Genomic DNA, 16984 nt, shown 5'->3' with positions numbered 1-16984 from the left:
CATCCGTCACAACTCATGATGCCGACATTAGACCCGCCAGCAGCCCACGCGTGCGGTCCGGTCGGATACCGGTCTTCGCGGAGGCCTGGCGGACGTTCTCGAACCGCCACCGGTGGGTCGGGCAGGGCCCGTTGGCGTCCAACTTCTCCTGGTGCAGCGGCGTGCAGTAGCCCTTGTGCACGGCGAATTCGTACTCCGGGTAGGTCCGGTCCAACTCGTCCATGATCCGGTCCCGGGTGACCTTGGCGATGATCGACGCGGCGGCCACGCAGGCGGCCACCCGATCGCCCTTCCAGACGGCGAGACCGGGCACGCCGAGGCCGTCGACGGCGAAACCGTCGGTCAGCACGTACGTCGGCGCGACGTCGAGCCGGCCCAACGCGCGGCGCAGCGCGGCCAGGTTCGCGACGTGCATGCCGAGCCGGTCGCACTCGTCCGGTTCGACGCTGACACAGGCCCAGGCGACGGCCTTGGCCAGGATCTCGTCGTAGCACCGTTCCCGCTGGGCGGCGGTCAGCAGCTTCGAGTCCTTCAGCCCGTTGATCTGCCGCGACTTCTGGTCGGACAAGATCACCGCGCCGGCCACCAGCGGTCCCGCGCAGGCGCCCCGGCCGGCCTCGTCGGCGCCGGCGACCGGGCCCAGTCCGACCCGGCAGAGGGCGCGTTCGTAGCCGTATAACCCGCTGTTGCGGCGCACCTGGATCGGCGGGATGTCGAGCGGCTCGCCTCCGGCCACCATCAGCAGGTCACCCCCTCGGGTTTGATCACCGCTTCCGTCGGCGGCGGTTCACTCGGCTCCGGTACGAGATCGAAGATCGGCGGCCGCTGCACGGTGCTCAGCCGGCTGAGCGGCATCACGATCGCGAAGGCCGGCCCGACCACATTATCGATCGGTACGAACGCGACGGAACCCTCGGGTCCGGTGAGCGACGTGTCGGACAGGTGGCACCGGGAGTCGGCGCTGGCGGACCGATGATCACCCATGACGAAGATCCGGCCCTCCGGCACGGTGACGTCGAACTCGAGGTCGGACGGCTCGTCCTGCTGCCCGTCCGGCGACGTGTACAGATAGCGCGTCTCGTCCAGCGCGACGCCGTTCACGGTCAGCCGGTTCAGCTTGTCGCAACAGACCACTCGGTCGCCGGGCATGCCGATCACTCGCTTGATCAAATAGTCGGAGCCGGGCACCAGGCCGATGAACTCGAGGCCCTGGGTGATCGGCCCGTCGTCCTCGGTGCCCTCGCCGGAGGAGCCCAGCCAGCCGCCCGGGTCGGCGAACACCACCACGTCGCCGCGCTGGAAGTCCGTGATCTTCTGCACGGCGACCCGGTCCTCGATCTGCAGCGTGTTCTCCATCGACCCGGAGGGGATGATGAACAACTGCCCGACGAAGGTCCGCAGCAGCGTCGAAACGATCAAGGCTCCGACGACGACGATCATGAGTTCGGTGAAGAACCGGCTGGTACGGGAGCGGCGCCGGCCGGCCGACTTTCCCGCATCCGGCCTGGACTCAGCAGTTCGCATCGGGCCCGGCATCGATCGTGGGTTTGTTGGGCGGCGGAGATCCGGCTGGCACGTCAGAGAACGTACTCGGTATTGCCAAGGCGCGCAGGTTGCCGAACGGCCAGACGACCGCGATTCCTCGGCCGACCACCAGATCGGTCGACACGAAGGCGTTCTCGCCCTTCACCATGCCCGCCCGTTCGTCACCGAGGTGGCAGCGCGAGTCGCGGCTGTTGGCCCGGTTGTCGCCGAGGACGAAGATCCGGCCGGCCGGCACCACCACGTCGAAGTTGATGTCGGACGGGTCGGCCTTGCGGCCGGAACTGTCCGTGTACAGGTATTCGGTCTCGTCCAGCGGCTTGCCGTTGACCTCGATCCGGCCGTCGGCCGAGCAGCACCGGACCCGGTCGCCGGGCAGCCCGATCAGCCTCTTGATCAAGTGGTCGGTGCCGCTCTCGGGCAGGACGCCGATGAACTCGAGCGCCTTGCCGAACGGCCCCCGCTCCGGCGCCTCCGGGCCGCTCAGCCAGCCGCCCGGGTCGGCGAACACGACCACCTGGCCGCGGGTCAGGCCGGTGATCTTCTCGGCCACCACCCGGTCGTCGACGTGCAGCGTGTTGAGCATGGACTCGGACGGGATCAGGAACATCTGGCCGACGAACGCCCGCAGCAGGGCGGCCACCACGATGGCGCCGACGACGACGATCGCCAGTTCCTTGAAGAACACCAGCACGTGCTGCCCGAAGGTCAGCTGCTTCTCGTCGTCCTCGTCCTCGTCGCGGCCGCCGCGAACGTCCACGGCCGATTCGGGTTCGGGCTCGGCGGCCTCGGCAGGTTCGTCCTCGGGCCACGCCGCGTGCTGCGGCTCGGGGCGGTCCTGCGCGGTCTCGCGCCGCTCCGGTACGACTCGAGGTTGCTCGGCCGTGTCGGCGTCGCTGTCGTCATCCTCCGGCGGCAGCGCTCGGCGCGGGCGTGGCTCGTCGGCCTCATCACCGGTCACCGGCACCGTCCCTGGGCCGGATCAGCGAGCGTTGTCGCGCTTCTCCTTGATCTTCGCCGCCTTGCCGCGGAGATCACGCAGGTAGTACAGCTTGGCTCGGCGGACGTCACCACGGCGCTCGACCTCGATCTTCTCGATGATCGGCGAGTGCACCGAGAAGGTCCGCTCGACGCCGACACCGAAGCTCACCTTGCGGACCGTGAAGGACTCCTGCAGCCCGCCACCGGACCGGGAGATCACCACACCGGCGAAGACCTGGATCCGGGACCGGTTACCCTCGACGACCTTGACGTGCACCCGTACGGTGTCGCCGGGCCGGAACTCCGGCACGTCGGTACGCAGCGATGCCTGGTCGATCTCGCGGATCAGCTCGTTCATTTCTTCGTTCCTCGCCAGTGCCACAGGTCACTACCGTGATGGTGACGTTTCGGGGTTCCTCGGTCGCGATCGATCCCCCTGTGGCAGGAGTCGCGGTTCCCGAGGACAACAGCCGCTAAGTCTGCCATACGGCGACGGCTGAGCAGAAATCGGCCCGGGGAGGCTCGGCCGTGTCGTACCCGAGCCCCTGAGAACGCCGCACGGCCCGGCCCCCAGGAATCCCCTGAGGACCGGGCCGGTTCAGCTGTTACAGCGGCGTCAGGCCGTCAATCAGGCCTTGTTCCGCCGGCGAGCGGCAGCGGCGATCGTGACGCCGGAGCCGACCAGAACGATGCCACCGATGCCGAACAGCGTCAGCGCGGTGCTGGCACCGGTCGACGGCAGACCGCCATCGTCGTCACCACCGTTGTCGTCCGACGGAGGCGGCGTGGTCTCGTCGTCCGACGGCGCGGGCGACGGGGTCTCGTCGTCGCTCGGCTCCGGGGACGGCGTCTCGTCGTCACTCGGCTTCGGCGACGGCTCGTCGTCGGCCTTCACCACGGTCAGCGTCGCCGACCCGGTGTAGTCCTTGTCGTCGTCCGCGGTCAGCGTCACCTTGTGCTTGCCGACCTCGAGCTTGCTGCCATCGAAGACGAACTCGACCTTGCCGTCGTCGTCGGCGATCTTGGTGCCGAGTTCGACCGGTTCCGAGTTCACCACGCCGCTGACCTTCTGGCCGGCCGCGAAGCCGGTGCCGACCACGGTCACGCCGCCGTCGTCACCCTCGGTGATCTTGCTCGGGTCGACCTTCACCTTGACCTCGGGCTTCTCCTCCGTGATCACGGTGACCGAGGCCGGGCGGGAACGCTGCCCGTCCTTGGCCTGGCTGACCAGGAGCTCGTCGCCCTCCTTGGCTGCCGGATCCAGGGTGACCGAGTACTTGCCGTCGGCACCCACCTCCGCGGTGCCGATGACCTTGCCGTCGGCGTCCTGCACCTCGACGGTCGCGCCCGCCACACCGGTGCCGGCGACGGTCTCACCGTAGGTCGGGTCGACCGCCGGCGGAGCAAGCTCCGCAGCCGCGGTGCCCTGAACGGCGAGCTGGTAGACGCCCAGGTTGCCGTACTTCGGCGACGCGCCGGCCTTCTTGACGGTGTTGCTGTTCAGGCTGCCCAACGAGGCCTGCTCGACCTTCACGAAGTAGGTCTGAGCGCCGGTCCCGAGGTGATCGACCTTGGCGTCCTGGCCGGTGGCCTCGAGCACGACGACGTGTCCGCCGTCGTCCACGATCGGCTTGACCTCGGGATCGTCGGTGGCGAGCTGCTTGAGCTCGGAGTCGTACAGCGTCACCTTCAGGTCCAGCGCGGTGAACGGCTGCTGCGGCGTCACGGCCACGCTGATCGGGCCGGCGGCCGCGTCGAAGCGGTACCAGTTCCCGACCCCGTCACCGAGGTTCTTAACGAACTCGCCCCAGGCGTCGGCCTTGCCGTCCTGGATGGTCAGCGCGCGGGCCCGGCTGTCGGTGTTCGACTCCTGGTTGTCCCGATACGTGACCCGGCCACGAAGATCGTTCTGCCACTTGAGCGGCTCGTCGTCGTAGCACTCGTCGGTCTCGCTGTCGCCCTTGACGACCTCGCCGGTCTGGCTATTGGTGCAGTACGCGCCCCAGTAGACCTTGCCGTCCTTGTCGTAGAGACGCTTCTTGGTGGCGTCCTTCTCCGACAGCTTCTTGGTCATCACGGCCAGGTCGTCCTGGTCCTTGCTGTTGTTCGGGTATGCGCCCGACCAACGGTGCATGCTGGCGATCGGGGATCCCATGGTCGGACCCCAGACGCTCGCGGACGCTTCGGTCCAGTCGGCGCCAGGAGAGTAGTACTCCTCCTTGGTCTCGCCGTCGTCCCAGCCCTGGTGATCGAGGCCGAGCGTGTGCCCGACCTCGTGGACCGCGATGTCGCCGGTCAGCCGGCCGAGGTAGGTACGCACATCGCGCGCCTCGACGGCCTTGCGGATGGTGCCCTTGCCCCGTTGCTTGAGCTTGCCGTTGCCGGCATCGCCGAACACATCGGTCGTCGTCCACGTGTCGTACTCGTACGGATCGCCGAAGCCGGAGACGACGCCCTTACCGGCGGCGACACCCGGGACGAAGATCTTCTCGAATCCGGCCGAGGAGCTGTTGCTGTCCGTGATGTGCGCGATGCCGCCGTATTCCTCGTCGTCCATGCTGGACCGCTCCAGCTTGGCCTTCGCGGGCTTCTTGGTCGTCACGTTCACGTCGAACGGCGCGTACGCCTGCACCATGCGCTGGTACGCCTCGAGCTTCTGTGCGTCCGACAGCTTGTCGGCCGGCTCGAACTTGAGCTCTTCGTACCCGCTGAGATCGTTCCAGTTCGTGTTGGTGACCGTGCCGCCGCCAAAGTTGAGCCAGATCGTCTTCTTCGCCGAGGGATTGCTCCCGTCGGCCGGAATCTGATCAAGCACCAGCGGCTTGATGTCGGCCTGCGTGCTCGCGTCAGCGGCCGGATCGGCGGCGGCGGGTGTCGCCAACGCCAGTGATCCGACCATCCCGCCCAACGCAAGCGCCGGCACGAGAGTCCGAGCTACCCACCTTCTCTTCCCTTGCAAGGTTCGTAGTCCCCTTCGTCGGTGTTCTTCAGCCCCGCACCCACGGGCGAGCCTGTCGCCCCGCGTATGTCTACCGTTCCTCCGGGGTCACGTCAACCAACGACACCCGTATCGCGGGCATCGAGGTCCAACCTTCCGGTTAGCTCAAGATCATCCAAAAAATGTCGATCATGGCTTGCCACCAGGAGCGCGCCGCGATACTGCCGAAGCGCCGACGTGAGTTGAGCCACACTGTCAAGATCAAGATTGTTCGTGGGCTCGTCCAAGATCAACAATTGCGGCGGTGGTTCGGCCAGCAGCAGGGCGGCCAGGCTGGCCCGGAACCGTTCCCCGCCGGAAAGATCACCGACCCGGCGGGCCACCACCTCAGCTCCGAGCAGGAACTTCGCCAGCTGGGATCGCAACGTGTTGTCGTCGGCGGTCGGCGCCAGCCGGGACACCCCGGCCAGCACCGTCTCGTCGTCGTCGAGTACGGTCAGGCGCTGCGGCAACAGGCTCGCCGGCACCTTCACCTCGATCGTGCCCTGCCGCGGGGGGAGCGTACCCATGATCGTGTTGATCAAGGTCGTCTTGCCGACGCCGTTCCGGCCGACCAGCGCGAGCCGTTCCGGGCCACGGATCCGCAGCGACAGCTCCAGCCCGTTGCGGAGCACCAGGTCCTCGGCGATCACCACGTCCCGGCGGGACGGCACCGTGGTTGCGCCCAGATCGACCTTGATCAGATCGTCGTCGCGGACCCGCTCCTCCGCCGCGGCCACGGCGGCCGTCGCCTCGGCGAGCTCGCCGCGGGAGGTGTCCATCAGCTTCGCCGCGGACACCTGCGCCTTCCGTTTCAGGTTGCCGGCGACGATCCGCGGCACGTTGTCCTGCTGGCCCTTCGCGTAGCGCTGCCGGCGGTCCAGCTTCTCCCGGGTCTCGATCAGTTCGCGGCGCTGCCGGCGCAGATCGGCCTCGGCGTTGCGGAGGGCCCGCTGTGCCGCCTGCTGCTCGCTCTGCACGGCCTCCATATATAAGGAGTACGGACCGCCGTAGATCCGTACCTCGCCGTCGCGCACCTCGGCGGTCTGATCGACCCGTTCGAGCAGTTCCCGATCATGGCTGACCAGGATCACCGCGCCGCGCCAGTCGTCGACCGCCGCGTACAGCCGCTCCCGGGCGTTCCGGTCGAGATTGTTGGTGGGCTCGTCCAGGATCAGCACGTCCGGGCGGTCCAACAGCAGCGCCGCCAGCGCGATCAGGACGGACTCGCCGCCGGACAGGGTGCCGATGGTCCGGTCCAGGCCGATCCCGTCGAAGCCGAACCGGGACAGGGCGGCGCCGACCTCGGCCTCGACGTCCCAGCGGTCGCCGATCACCTCGAACTCGATCTCGCCTCCCTCGCCGCGATCGACCACCGCCAGGGCGGCCAGCACGTCGGCGACGCCGAGCACCTCGGCGACGGTACGGTCCGCGGCGAGCACCAGATCCTGCGGCAGGTAGCCGATCCGGGTCGCGCCGGTGACCGTACCGGAGGTCGGCGAGAGGTCGCCGGCCAGGAGTTTGATCAAGGTCGACTTGCCGGCGCCGTTGCGGCCGACCACCGCGGTCCGGCCGCGCGGGAACGCGACCTCCAGCCGGTCGAACACCACGGTGCCGTCGGGCCAGGCGAACGAAAGTTGATGGCAGACAAGAACGTCGGGCATGGAGCGCCTCCTGAGGTCGTCGAGTCGGCCCGACCGCGCGGATGGCTGATCAAGGGCCAGGGGTTGAGGTGACGGACCTCAGATCGACACGGGCGCTCCTCTGGTCGACGACAGGGACAGGTGGCCGAACCACCGACGAAGAAGCATAGCGCCCGCCCGCCGGCGGTTATTCCGTTGCCGCTGTCAGTGGTGCCTCGTAGGCTCGACAGGCTCGCTCGGGGGGCTGCCTCGGCGGGTGACGAACCCCCTTGCGAGGAGCGACAACGACGTGCTTCGGCTGATCCGGTATTCCTGGCGGTTGAGTCCGCTGAACACGGTGTTCGCCGTGCTGTCGGCGCTGCTCAGTGCCGGCCTGCTGGTGGCGGTGCCGATCTTCACCGGCCGGGTGATCGGCATGCTGCCCGGCGTGGTGGCGGCCGGGCTCGATCCCGACTTCAACCAGTCCCTGGCCGCGCTGCTGATCCTGCTGGTGGTCGGGCACGGGGTCGGGCTGGTCGCGAAGTCGGCCGGCGAGCAGTTGATCGGCCTGTCCGAGCGGGACGCGACCTCCCGGATCGGGCTGGCCCTGTCCGACTCCCCCGACCTCTCCGTCGCCGAGGACTCCGACGCCGCCGCCCAGGTGCAGAAGGTACGGAACCGGCGCTGGGAGATCGAGATGGCGCTGCGGATGGCGACCGGGCCGGGCATCACCCAATGGCTCGGGCTGATCGGGACGTCGGTCGCGCTGGCCGTCACCCTGTCCCCCTGGGTCGCGGTGCTTTTGTTCCTCGGCGCGCTGGCCGAGGGCGAGTACCTGCGCCGGATCATCATGACCGAGATGGACGTCTGGTCCGGCCAGACCGAGCCGCAGAAGCATGCGTACTACGCGTTCGAGCAGGGCATGGGCAAGTCGGCCAAGGAGATCCGGATCTTCGGCCTGACCGGCTTCATCCGGCGCCGCTGGTGGGACAACATCACGTCGGCCTACCTGCCGTACTGGCGCAAGCGGCGCCGCGGCGCCATGATCAATCTCGCCATCGGCGGCGGCCGGGTCCTGGTCACCTGCGCCGCGATCGGGTACGCGGCGTGGCTGGCCTCGGACGGCCGGATCGACCTGACCGCGCTGGCCACCGCGCTCTCGTTGATCATGGCGATCGGCAGCACCGACCTCTGGTCGCTCGGCCAGCTCCAGCGCGGCGTGGCGGTGCTGGCCTGGCTGGACCGGATCGCCCCGGCCAAGGCCGTCCTGCAGCGGATCCGGACCAGCCCGCGGACCGCCCCGGAACCGGCGCCGGTGCCGGCCGGCGCTCCGTCGATCGTGTTCGACGACGTCACCTTCCGCTATCCCGGCGCCGAGTCCGACATCCTGCGCGGGCTCAGCTGGGAACTGCCGGCCGGCGACGCGGTGGCGCTGGTGGGCGTGAACGGCGCCGGGAAGTCGACGCTGGTGAAGCTGGCCTGCGGCGCCTACCTGCCGACCTCGGGCCGGGTGCTGGTCGGCGGCGTCGACCTGGCCGACCTCGACCTGGACCAGCGGCGGGCCTGGCAGCGCCGGGTCGCCCCGATCACCCAGGACTTCGTCCGGTTGCCGCTCGCCGCCGGGGACAACGTCGCGCTCGGCACCGGCCGGATCTGGTCCGGCCGGATCGACCTGGCCGCGGACCGGCTGCCGGACACCACCGAACTGGACGCCACCGCCGAACGAGCCGGCATCGTCGACCTGATCGAGAAGCTGAAGACCGGCTGGGGCACGCCGCTGAGCAAGACCATTCCGGGCGGCACCGACCTGTCGGGCGGCGAGTGGCAGCGGATCGGGCTGGCCCGGGCGCTCCGTGCGGTGGCCGCCGGAGCCGGCGTGTTGATCTTGGACGAGCCGGCCGCGGCGCTCGACGTCGAGTCCGAGGCGCGGATGGTGGACAGCTATCTCGAGCTGACCTCCGGCGTCACGTCCTTGATCATCTCGCACCGGTTCTCGGTGGTCCGGCCGGTGCCCCGGATCTGCGTCCTGGAAGGCGGCCGGATCACCGAGGCCGGCAGTCACGAGGAGTTGATGGCCGCCGCCGGCCGGTACGCGGCGATGTTCCGGCTGCAGGCGAGCCGGTACGTCGATGATCATGAACCGACCGTGCCGGAACTCGTCGAGAACGGGGAGGTGGCCCGATGACGATGCTGCGGATCCTCGCGCTCTGGATCGGGACGGCGTTCCGGGCCAACCCCCGGCTGACCCTGCTGATGTGCGTCACCACGGTGCTCGGCGCCGCGCTCGGCCCGATCTCGGTGTACGGCGTGAAGCTGATCATCGACGGCGCCACCGGCGCAGACACGCTGATGTCCGGCGTCGCGGTCACGGTGATCACGCTGCTGGTCTCCACGGCGGCGAACCAGATCGCCGGGCCGCTCGGCGACACGCTGGACGACCAGGTGGTCCGCTACGTCTACGACGACCTGCTCCGGCTGACCGCGGGGATCCCGTCCTTGGCCCACCACGAGAACCCCGAGCTGGCCGACCGGGTCTCGCTGATCGAGCGGGACGCGCACCAGTTGGGCGGGATCTGGCGGATGCTGATGACGATCGGCGTGGTCAGCGGTGTCACCACGGTGATCGTCATGCTCAGCTCGGTCGACCCGCTGCTCAACCTGCTATTGCTGCTGGCCATGTTGCCGGCGGCCGTCTCGGCGCTGCTGCTGCACCGCCGGAACAGCCTGTGGCGCGAGAACGAGCGCTTCCGCCGGCTGGCCAACGGCGTGACCGATCTGCTCGCCGAGCCCAAGCACGGCGTGGAGGTGCGCTGCTTCGGGCTGGTCGCGCCGCTGGTCGAGGTGGTCCGCGGCGCGATGGACGCCCGGCGGATCCCGTGGGTCGGGATGACCCGGCGGTACGGCGTGCTGGAAGGCCTCGCCTGGGTGGTCTTCGGCGCCGGGTACGCCGTCGCGATCGTCGGCGTGCTCGGCTGGGCGCAGGCCGGCCAGGCCACCGCCGGCGACGTGATCCTGGTCGTGTTGATCGGCCCGCAGATCGCGACCACGGCTCAGGGGATGGCGGCCAACCTGGCGATCGTGATCGGCGCGGCCCAGACGTTCGGCCGGTACCAGTGGCTGCGCGACTACGCCACCGAGCACGCCTGGTCCGGCAGCCTCGGCGCTCCGCCGGAGCGGCTGACCCGCGGGATCCGGTTCGAGGACGTGTCGTTCAGCTATCCCGGCACGACCCGGACCGTGCTGGACCGGGTCGACCTGACTCTGCCGGCCGGCCGTACCGTCGCGTTCGTCGGCGACAACGGCGCCGGGAAGTCGACCCTGGTGAAGCTGCTGGCCCGGCTGTACGACCCGTCCGAGGGCCGGGTCACCATCGACGGCACGCCGCTGACCGAGCTCGACCCGGCGGCCTGGCGGGACCGGATCTCGGCCGGCTTCCAGGACTTCGCCACCTTCGAGTTCCTGGCGTCGGACTCGGTCGGCGTCGGCGACCTGAAGCGCCGCGACGACCGCGTCATCCTCGACGACGCGGTCCGGTCCGGCGAGGCCGGCCCGGTGGTCGAGTCACTGCCGGACGGGCTGGAGACGATGCTCGGCCGTCGGTTCACCGACGGCGTCGGGTTGTCCGGCGGTCAGTGGCAACGGCTGGCGCTGGCCCGGGCCTTCATGCGACCCGAGCCGCTGCTGATGCTGCTCGACGAGCCGACCGCCGCACTCGACCCGGAGGCCGAGGCTGCGATCTACGACCGCTACGGACAGGCCGCCCGGGACCTGGCCCGGCGCACCGGCGCGGTGACCATCCTGGTCTCGCACCGGTTCTCCACGGTACGGATGGCCGACCTCATCGTGGTCGTCTCCGACGGGCGGATCACCGAGTTCGGCAGTCACGCCGACCTGCTCGCCGCCGGCGGGCACTACGCCCGGCTGTTCGAGCTGCAGGCCCGCGCCTACCGCTGACCCGCCCCAGCGCAAGTCACATGGATTCCGGCATCGCTGACTGGACACAAGGGGCACCTTGTGGACACGATCTCGTGCCCTTTGGGTCCATTCGGCGAGGTCGACGCTGGCCGATGTGATCCTGCGCAGAAAATGTGCAATGGGTATGCAACCCCGCCGCGACACCGGGCGTAACCCCTGCGAACAGATCCCCAGCGAGAGGGAATCCGATGGACCGGGGCGCGCCGTGAGCGGCACAACCGTGACCTCGACCGTCCTTCCGGGCATGATGCACCAGGAAGGTTCGGCGATCGGGTCGAGCCGTGGTGCTCGCCCGACTACGGGGAAGTTGATGGATTCGGATTCCTTCGACGCGTTCTACAACGCGTCGTTCAGCCGACTCGTCGGTCAGATCTACGCCATGTGCGGCAACCTCGCCGAGGCGCAGGACTGCGTGCAGGAGGCCTTCGTCCGAGCCTGGGACAAGCGCCGGATCCTGGACACCGAGCAGTCGCCGGAAGCTTGGGTCCGTACGGTCGCGTACCGGCTGGCGGTGAGCCGCTGGCGGAGGGCGCGCCGGGCGCTGCTGCCGCCGGACCGGGCCAAGCAGCCGGAACAGTCGCCGCCGGAGCCGGACGTCACCCGGGTCGCGCTGGCCCAGGCGCTGGCCCAGCTGCCGGCCGACCAGCGGCGCGCGATCGTGCTGCATCACCTGTGCGATCTGTCGGTGGCCGAGATCGCGCAGGAGGTCGGCTCACCGGTCGGGACCATCAAGGCCCGGCTGTCCCGAGGGCGCACCGCCCTCGCCTCCCTCCTCCAGGACGAACCGCAGCCCGACGAACCCGCAAGCGAGGTGCGACATGACCGGCCGTGACCCGCTGGACGACCTGCGCGACCTGGCCCAGGTGGGCGAGCGCGCAGCCCGGCCCAGCCCACCCGAGGAGATCCGAGCCCGCGGCGAGCAGCGCGGCCGGCGCCGGCGGATCGCCGCTGCGGCCGGCACGCTGGCGGTGGCGATCCTGGCCGGAGTCGTCGGCGGCGGCATCCTGAACCAGGCCAACCTGGTGCCGCTGGACCCGTCCGGCGGCGGCACCACGCCGCCACCGGTCACCGCGGCACCGCCGGTCCCGTTCTCGGACCGCCTGCTGCCGACCGAGACCGACCTGGAGTGGCAGCGACCGGGCGACTGGAAGATCGGCGAGACCCGGAACCAGACGCGGTCCGGTGAGCAGGGTTACGGCGTGGTCAGCGAGTGCCTGCAGGACCAGCTCGAGGCGTTCGACGCTGAGCACCTGCGGCACCGGACCTATCTGATGGGCGAGGACACCGCATCGGCGACGGCGCTCGAGTTCCGCGACGCCGCGGCGGCCCGGCGGGCGTACGCGAAGCTCGTCGAGTGGGGCGACGCGTGCGAGCAGACCCTGACCGAAGCCGGCCACGAGAGGGTCAAGGTCTACGACTGGGTGAAGGTCCCGATCGGCCAGGGTGAGGCGCAGTACCGCGTCCTGCAGGCCGATCAACTCGAGGATGCGTCCGGGTCGCAGACCATGAGTTCGGAGTACGGCGTGATCCTCACCGGTGCGCGGGTCGAGCTGGTCGTGATGACGCTGCGCGCGGGCGGTGAGGACCACAACTGGGCCCAGAACCAGGACCAGGCCGAAAGCACCGGGCTGCCGCTGGATCCGATGATCAGGTCGTTGCCGAAGGCGGCGTCCCGGCTGGCCGGCGAGCCGGTACGGGACACACCCGCCCCGACGCCGACCCGCTCGTTGTCCGACGACAATCTGCTCCGGGCCGGTGACCTGCCGCAGCACGAGGGACTGGAAGCCCAGGAGTACAAGCGGAGCGCGCGGCCGTCGACCCGTCCGTCGGCCTGCCTGCAGAGCCTGGAGAACCTCGGCGCGGTCGACCTCCAGACCCGCAGCTTCAACTACAAGATCACCGATCCGGAGGCCAGCGCCGACAGCTCGGATCCCCTGTACGGCCAGCCGACGATGTACGCCAGCGCGCTGCAGTTCCAGAACGAGGAGCAGGCCAAGCAGGCGTACGACACCGTCAGCGGCTGGATCGAGAACTGCGCCGACGCGCTGGACTCGGACGGCTTCCGGGCACCCGGCGGTGGTCCGGTGCGGGGGTTCGACCAGTGGTACCCGGTGCGCGGCAAGGTGCCGTCCGCTCGCTTCACGGAATTCGTCTACCAGCGGCCCGACTGGGGTGACGGAGAGGGCGCCTTCTGGGAGTCCGTCGGCCTGGTCCGAGTCGGCGACCGCCTCGCGATCACCGTCACCGTCGGCTTCGGGATGGACTCCAACTGGGACGCCGATCCGGAGGAGAACATCGCCGGCCCGCACCCGCAGGCCGACATCCTGCCGGCCGCAGCCAAGCGCCTCGCGAACTGACCCCGGTCGGCGGCACGCCGACCGGACGGTCTCGTGGGGAGGGGCAAGTGTCGCGCGTCCCTAGTTGCCGGGGCGGAGCATGGCGCCGAGCAGGTCCCGGTTGAGCCGGGAGATGGTCTCGAGCGGGATCCCCTTCGGGCAGACCGCGGTGCACTCGCCGATGTTGGTGCAGTTGCCGAAGCCCTCGGCGTCGTGCTGCTCCACCATCGCGAGCACCCGGGACTTGCGCTCCGGCTGGCCCTGCGGGAGCAGGCCGAGGTGGGTAACCTTGGCCGCGGTGAAGAGCATCGCGGAGCCGTTCGGGCAGGCGGCGACGCAGGCGCCGCAGCCGATGCAGGTGGCGGCGTCGAAGGCGTCGTCGGCGTCCGACTTCGGCACCGGCACGGCATGCGCGTCCGGTGCCGAGCCGGTGTTGGCGGCGATGTAGCCGCCGGCGGCGATGATCCGGTCGAACGCGCCGCGGTCGACCACCAGGTCCTTGATCACCGGGAACGAGTCGGCCCGCCACGGCTCGATGTCGATCACGTCGCCGTCGGAGAAGGACCGCAGGTGCAGCTGACAGGTCGTGGTCGGCACGGACGAATCACCGCGGCCGTGCGGGACGCCGTTGATCACGACGCCGCACATGCCGCAGATCCCTTCCCGGCAGTCGGAGTCGAACGCGATCGGGTCCTCGCCGGCCAGCGTGAGCCGCTCGTTCAGGACGTCGAGCATCTCCAGGAAGGACATGTGCTCCGAGACGTCGTCGACCGGGTAGGACACCAGTTCGCCCTTGGCGTCCGGGCCGGACTGCCGCCAGACCCGTACCGTGATCTTCACTTGCCGCGCTCCATTCTGATCACTTGTAGCTGCGCTGTTTCAGCTCGACGTAGTCGTAGACCAGCGGTTCCTTGTGCAGGATCGGCTTGCCGTTCTCGCCGCCGAATTCCCAGGCCGAGACGTGCGCGAACTCGGCGTCGTTGCGCAGCGCCTCGCCGTCCTCGGTCTGGCTCTCGGCACGGAAATGGCCGCCGCAGGATTCCCGGCGGACCAGCGCGTCGGTACACATCAATTCGGCGAGTTCGAAGAAGTCGGCAACCCGGCCGGCCCGTTCCAGCGCCTGATTCAATTCCTCGTTACCGCCCAGCACGCGGACATCGGACCAGAATTCGGCCTTGAGTTCGCGGATCTCGGAGATCGCCTTGCGCAAGCCGGCCTCGGTGCGCTCCATCCCGCAGTATTCCCACATGATCTTGCCGAGTTCCTTGTGGAACGAGTCGACGGTACGGCTCCCCCTGATCGACAACAGCTTCTCGATCCGGCCCTGCACCGCTTCGATCGCCTCGGCCGCCGCCGGATGCGAGGCGTCGACCGGCTCGAACGGACCGTCGGCCAGATAGTCGTTGATCGTGCTCGGCAGCACGAAATAGCCGTCCCCCAGCCCCTGCATCAGCGCGCTCGCGCCGAGTCGGTTCGCCCCGTGGTCGGAGAAGTTCGCCTCGCCCGTCACGTACAGCCCGGGAATGGTCGACTGCAGGTCGTAATCCACCCACAGGCCGCCCATCGTGTAATGCACGGCCGGGTAGATCCGCATCGGCACCTGGTACGGATCCTCGCCGGTGATCTGGGCGTACATGTCGAAGAGGTTGCCGTATTTCGCCTCGACCGCCTTGCGGCCCATCCGCTTGATCGCGTCGGCGAAATCAAGATAGACGCCGAGCCCGCCCGGGCCGACACCACGACCCTCGTCGCAGACATTCTTCGCGGCCCGGGAGGCGATGTCGCGCGGCACCAGATTGCCGAAACTCGGATAGATCCGCTCCAGGTAGTAATCCCGGTCCTCGTCCGGGATCTCCCGCGGATCTCGCTTGTCCTCGCCGGATTTCGGCACCCAGATCCGGCCGTCGTTACGCAGCGATTCGCTCATCAGAGTGAGCTTGGATTGGTATTCCCCGGACACCGGAATGCAGGTCGGGTGGATCTGCGTGTAACAGGGATTCGCGAAATAGGCGCCCTTGCGGTGAGCCCGCCAGGTGGCGGTGACATTGCAGCCCATCGCGTTCGTCGACAGATAGAAGACATTGCCGTAACCACCGGTCGCCAGCACCACGACATCGGCGAAATGCGGCTCGATCTCGCCGGTCACCATGTCCCGGACCACGACCCCGCGAGCCCGGCCGTCGACGACGATCAACTCCAGCATCTCGTGCCGGGTGTGCACCTCGACCGTGCCGGCGGCGACCTGGCGCTCCAGCGCCTGATACGCGCCGAGCAGCAGCTGCTGCCCGGTCTGGCCGCGGGCGTAGAAGGTCCGCGACACCTGCACGCCGCCGAAGGAGCGGTTGTCCAGCAGTCCGCCGTACTCCCGGGCGAACGGGACGCCCTGCGCCACGCACTGGTCGATGATCTGCAGGCTGACCTGGGCCAGCCGGTAGACGTTGGACTCCCGGGACCGGAAGTCGCCGCCCTTCACCGTGTCGTAGAACAGCCGGTAGACCGAGTCGCCGTCGTTGCGGTAGTTCTTCGCGGCGTTGATGCCGCCCTGCGCGGCGATCGAGTGGGCCCGCCGCGGCGAGTCCTGGTAGCAGAAGCTCGTCACCGCGTAGCCGGCCTCGCCGAGCGTCGCCGCCGCCGAGGCGCCGGCCAGACCGGTGCCGACGATGATCACCCGCAGCTTCCGGCGGTTGGCCGGGTTGACCAGCCGGGCGCCGAACTTCCGCTTGTCCCAGCGGTCCTGGATCGGGCCGTCGGGAGCCTTCCGGTCCTGGATCGGTTCGCCCTCGACGTAGATCGAGTCCGCGTCGACCGAATCGATGTTGATCTCGCTCATCTCAGCCCACCACTCCTAGGAAGATCAGCACGGGCGGGGTCAGGAAGCCGACGATGATCACCAACGCGACCGCGGTCGCCAGTTGGTTGAGCACTCGGCGGGTGCCCGCGCTGAAGTTGGCGCCGAGCGTGGTCAGGCCGCTCCACAGGCCGTGCCGCAGATGGAAGCCGACCGCGATCAGGGCGATCACGTACGACAGCAGCACCCACCAGATCTTGAAGCCCGCCACATACCGCAGGTACGGGCTGTCGCTGGCGCCGCCCGGCGCGATCACGTTCAGGGTCAGGTGCAGCAGGTGGTAGATCACGAACAACGCGATGATCGCGCCGCCCCAGCGCAGGGTGAAGGAGGCGTAGCTGCGCTGCATGCCGCGGCGGTGCTGGTTCGACGCGTACCGCTTGCCGATGCCGCCGCGCGCGTGATGCGACCGCCGGGCCAGCACCACGGCCGACCAGATGTGGGCGACCACGCAGGCCAGCAGGACGATCCGGACGATCCAGAGCACCGTCGAGTGCGGCACCATCGGCTCGCCGATCGTCCGCAGGTGGTGCGCGTAGGTGTCGAAGGCCTGCTGCCCGCCGAACACCCACAGGTTGCCGCCCATGTGCAAGATCAAATAGCCGTACATGATCAGTCCGCTGATCGCCATCAGCGCCTTCAACCCGACCGTCGACCTCGCCGCACGCCGCGCCGGCGTCACGATTGTGCCTGCCACGTGGGT

At 69.2% G+C, this 16984-nt stretch carries 13 protein-coding genes; 4 read left to right on the top strand and 9 right to left on the bottom strand.

The window, feature by feature from the left end; genetic code table 11:
• Positions 1 to 13: 13 nt before the first annotated feature.
• The 6 genes from BKA15_RS31885 to BKA15_RS31860 all read right to left on the bottom strand — a co-directional run bounded on the left by BKA15_RS31885 (position 14) and on the right by BKA15_RS31860 (position 7164).
• The gene (locus tag BKA15_RS31885; protein ID WP_179757674.1) at positions 14 to 739 is read right to left on the bottom strand and encodes a ribonuclease HII; all 726 of its coding nucleotides are present in this window, start codon (positions 737 to 739) and stop codon (positions 14 to 16) included.
• Positions 739 to 1524, bottom strand: a complete 786-nt coding sequence (gene lepB / locus BKA15_RS31880) for a signal peptidase I (protein ID WP_218871662.1) — start codon at positions 1522 to 1524, stop codon at positions 739 to 741. The genes BKA15_RS31885 and lepB (BKA15_RS31880) overlap by 1 nt, the downstream gene beginning before the upstream one ends.
• Positions 1511 to 2503, bottom strand: coding sequence for a signal peptidase I (lepB, locus tag BKA15_RS31875; RefSeq protein ID WP_312879589.1), 993 nt, complete (start codon positions 2501 to 2503; stop codon positions 1511 to 1513). Before lepB (BKA15_RS31875) ends, lepB (BKA15_RS31880) begins: the two co-directional genes overlap by 14 nt.
• A gap of 21 nt (positions 2504 to 2524) precedes the next feature.
• Positions 2525 to 2881 (bottom strand): 50S ribosomal protein L19, encoded by a 357-nt coding sequence (gene rplS, locus BKA15_RS31870; protein ID WP_179757672.1) that lies wholly within the window; start codon positions 2879 to 2881, stop codon positions 2525 to 2527.
• Positions 2882 to 3151: 270 nt separating this feature from the next.
• Complete coding sequence (locus BKA15_RS31865) at positions 3152 to 5422, bottom strand: Ig-like domain-containing protein (protein WP_179757671.1); 2271 nt, start codon at positions 5420 to 5422, stop codon at positions 3152 to 3154.
• Positions 5423 to 5574: 152 nt separating this feature from the next.
• Complete coding sequence (locus BKA15_RS31860) at positions 5575 to 7164, bottom strand: ABC-F family ATP-binding cassette domain-containing protein (protein WP_179757670.1); 1590 nt, start codon at positions 7162 to 7164, stop codon at positions 5575 to 5577.
• 235 nt (positions 7165 to 7399) lie between these two features.
• Here BKA15_RS31860 and BKA15_RS37110 point away from each other — a divergent pair, with 235 nt between their 5' ends.
• From BKA15_RS37110 to BKA15_RS31840, 4 genes are all read left to right on the top strand, one after another.
• On the top strand, positions 7400 to 9307 hold the full coding sequence (locus BKA15_RS37110) for an ATP-binding cassette domain-containing protein (protein ID WP_179757669.1): 1908 nt from the start codon (positions 7400 to 7402) through the stop codon (positions 9305 to 9307).
• Complete coding sequence (locus BKA15_RS31850) at positions 9304 to 11076, top strand: ABC transporter ATP-binding protein (RefSeq protein WP_179757668.1); 1773 nt, start codon at positions 9304 to 9306, stop codon at positions 11074 to 11076. Before BKA15_RS37110 ends, BKA15_RS31850 begins: the two co-directional genes overlap by 4 nt.
• A 331-nt stretch (positions 11077 to 11407) precedes the next feature.
• Positions 11408 to 11929 carry an RNA polymerase sigma factor gene (locus tag BKA15_RS31845; RefSeq protein ID WP_179757667.1) on the top strand — a complete coding sequence of 174 codons (522 nt, stop codon included), beginning with the start codon at positions 11408 to 11410 and terminating at the stop codon, positions 11927 to 11929.
• Entirely contained in the window at positions 11916 to 13454 is a 1539-nt protein-coding gene (locus BKA15_RS31840; protein ID WP_179757666.1) for a hypothetical protein, read from the top strand. Before BKA15_RS31845 ends, BKA15_RS31840 begins: the two co-directional genes overlap by 14 nt.
• 60 nt (positions 13455 to 13514) lie before the next feature.
• Here BKA15_RS31840 and BKA15_RS31835 read toward each other — a convergent pair whose 3' ends face one another.
• From BKA15_RS31835 to BKA15_RS31825, 3 genes are read right to left on the bottom strand one after another with little or no spacing between them, the layout of a single operon-like run.
• Positions 13515 to 14273: a succinate dehydrogenase/fumarate reductase iron-sulfur subunit gene (locus BKA15_RS31835; protein ID WP_179757665.1), complete on the bottom strand. Its 759-nt coding sequence runs from the start codon at positions 14271 to 14273 to the stop codon at positions 13515 to 13517.
• A 19-nt stretch (positions 14274 to 14292) separates the two neighbouring features.
• Entirely contained in the window at positions 14293 to 16263 is a 1971-nt protein-coding gene (locus tag BKA15_RS31830; RefSeq protein WP_179757664.1) for a fumarate reductase/succinate dehydrogenase flavoprotein subunit, read from the bottom strand.
• Between the two features lies 1 nt (position 16264).
• Entirely contained in the window at positions 16265 to 16978 is a 714-nt protein-coding gene (locus BKA15_RS31825; RefSeq protein ID WP_179757663.1) for a succinate dehydrogenase cytochrome b subunit, read from the bottom strand.
• Between the last annotated feature and the right edge of the window lie 6 nt (positions 16979 to 16984).

Origin of the sequence: Microlunatus parietis, assembly GCF_013407955.1 — a bacterium.
Taxonomy (GTDB): domain Bacteria; phylum Actinomycetota; class Actinomycetes; order Propionibacteriales; family Propionibacteriaceae; genus Microlunatus; species Microlunatus parietis.
The sequence above is the reverse complement of the archived record's forward strand: the minus strand, read 5'-3'. Positions and strand labels throughout refer to the sequence as shown.

Excerpts from the sequence above, each read along its gene's own strand:
- BKA15_RS31840 (WP_179757666.1), top strand. The coding sequence starts at position 11,916 with ATGACCGGCCGTGACCCGCTGGACGACCTGCGCGACCTGGCCCAGGTG.
- lepB (WP_218871662.1), bottom strand. The coding sequence starts at position 1,524 with ATGCGAACTGCTGAGTCCAGGCCGGATGCGGGAAAGTCGGCCGGCCGG.
- BKA15_RS31885 (WP_179757674.1), bottom strand. The coding sequence starts at position 739 with ATGGTGGCCGGAGGCGAGCCGCTCGACATCCCGCCGATCCAGGTGCGC.
- BKA15_RS31860 (WP_179757670.1), bottom strand. The coding sequence starts at position 7,164 with ATGCCCGACGTTCTTGTCTGCCATCAACTTTCGTTCGCCTGGCCCGAC.
- BKA15_RS31850 (WP_179757668.1), top strand. The coding sequence starts at position 9,304 with ATGACGATGCTGCGGATCCTCGCGCTCTGGATCGGGACGGCGTTCCGG.
- rplS (WP_179757672.1), bottom strand. The coding sequence starts at position 2,881 with ATGAACGAGCTGATCCGCGAGATCGACCAGGCATCGCTGCGTACCGAC.
- BKA15_RS31830 (WP_179757664.1), bottom strand. The coding sequence starts at position 16,263 with ATGAGCGAGATCAACATCGATTCGGTCGACGCGGACTCGATCTACGTC.
- BKA15_RS31845 (WP_179757667.1), top strand. The coding sequence starts at position 11,408 with ATGGATTCGGATTCCTTCGACGCGTTCTACAACGCGTCGTTCAGCCGA.
- BKA15_RS31865 (WP_179757671.1), bottom strand. The coding sequence starts at position 5,422 with ATGGTCGGATCACTGGCGTTGGCGACACCCGCCGCCGCCGATCCGGCC.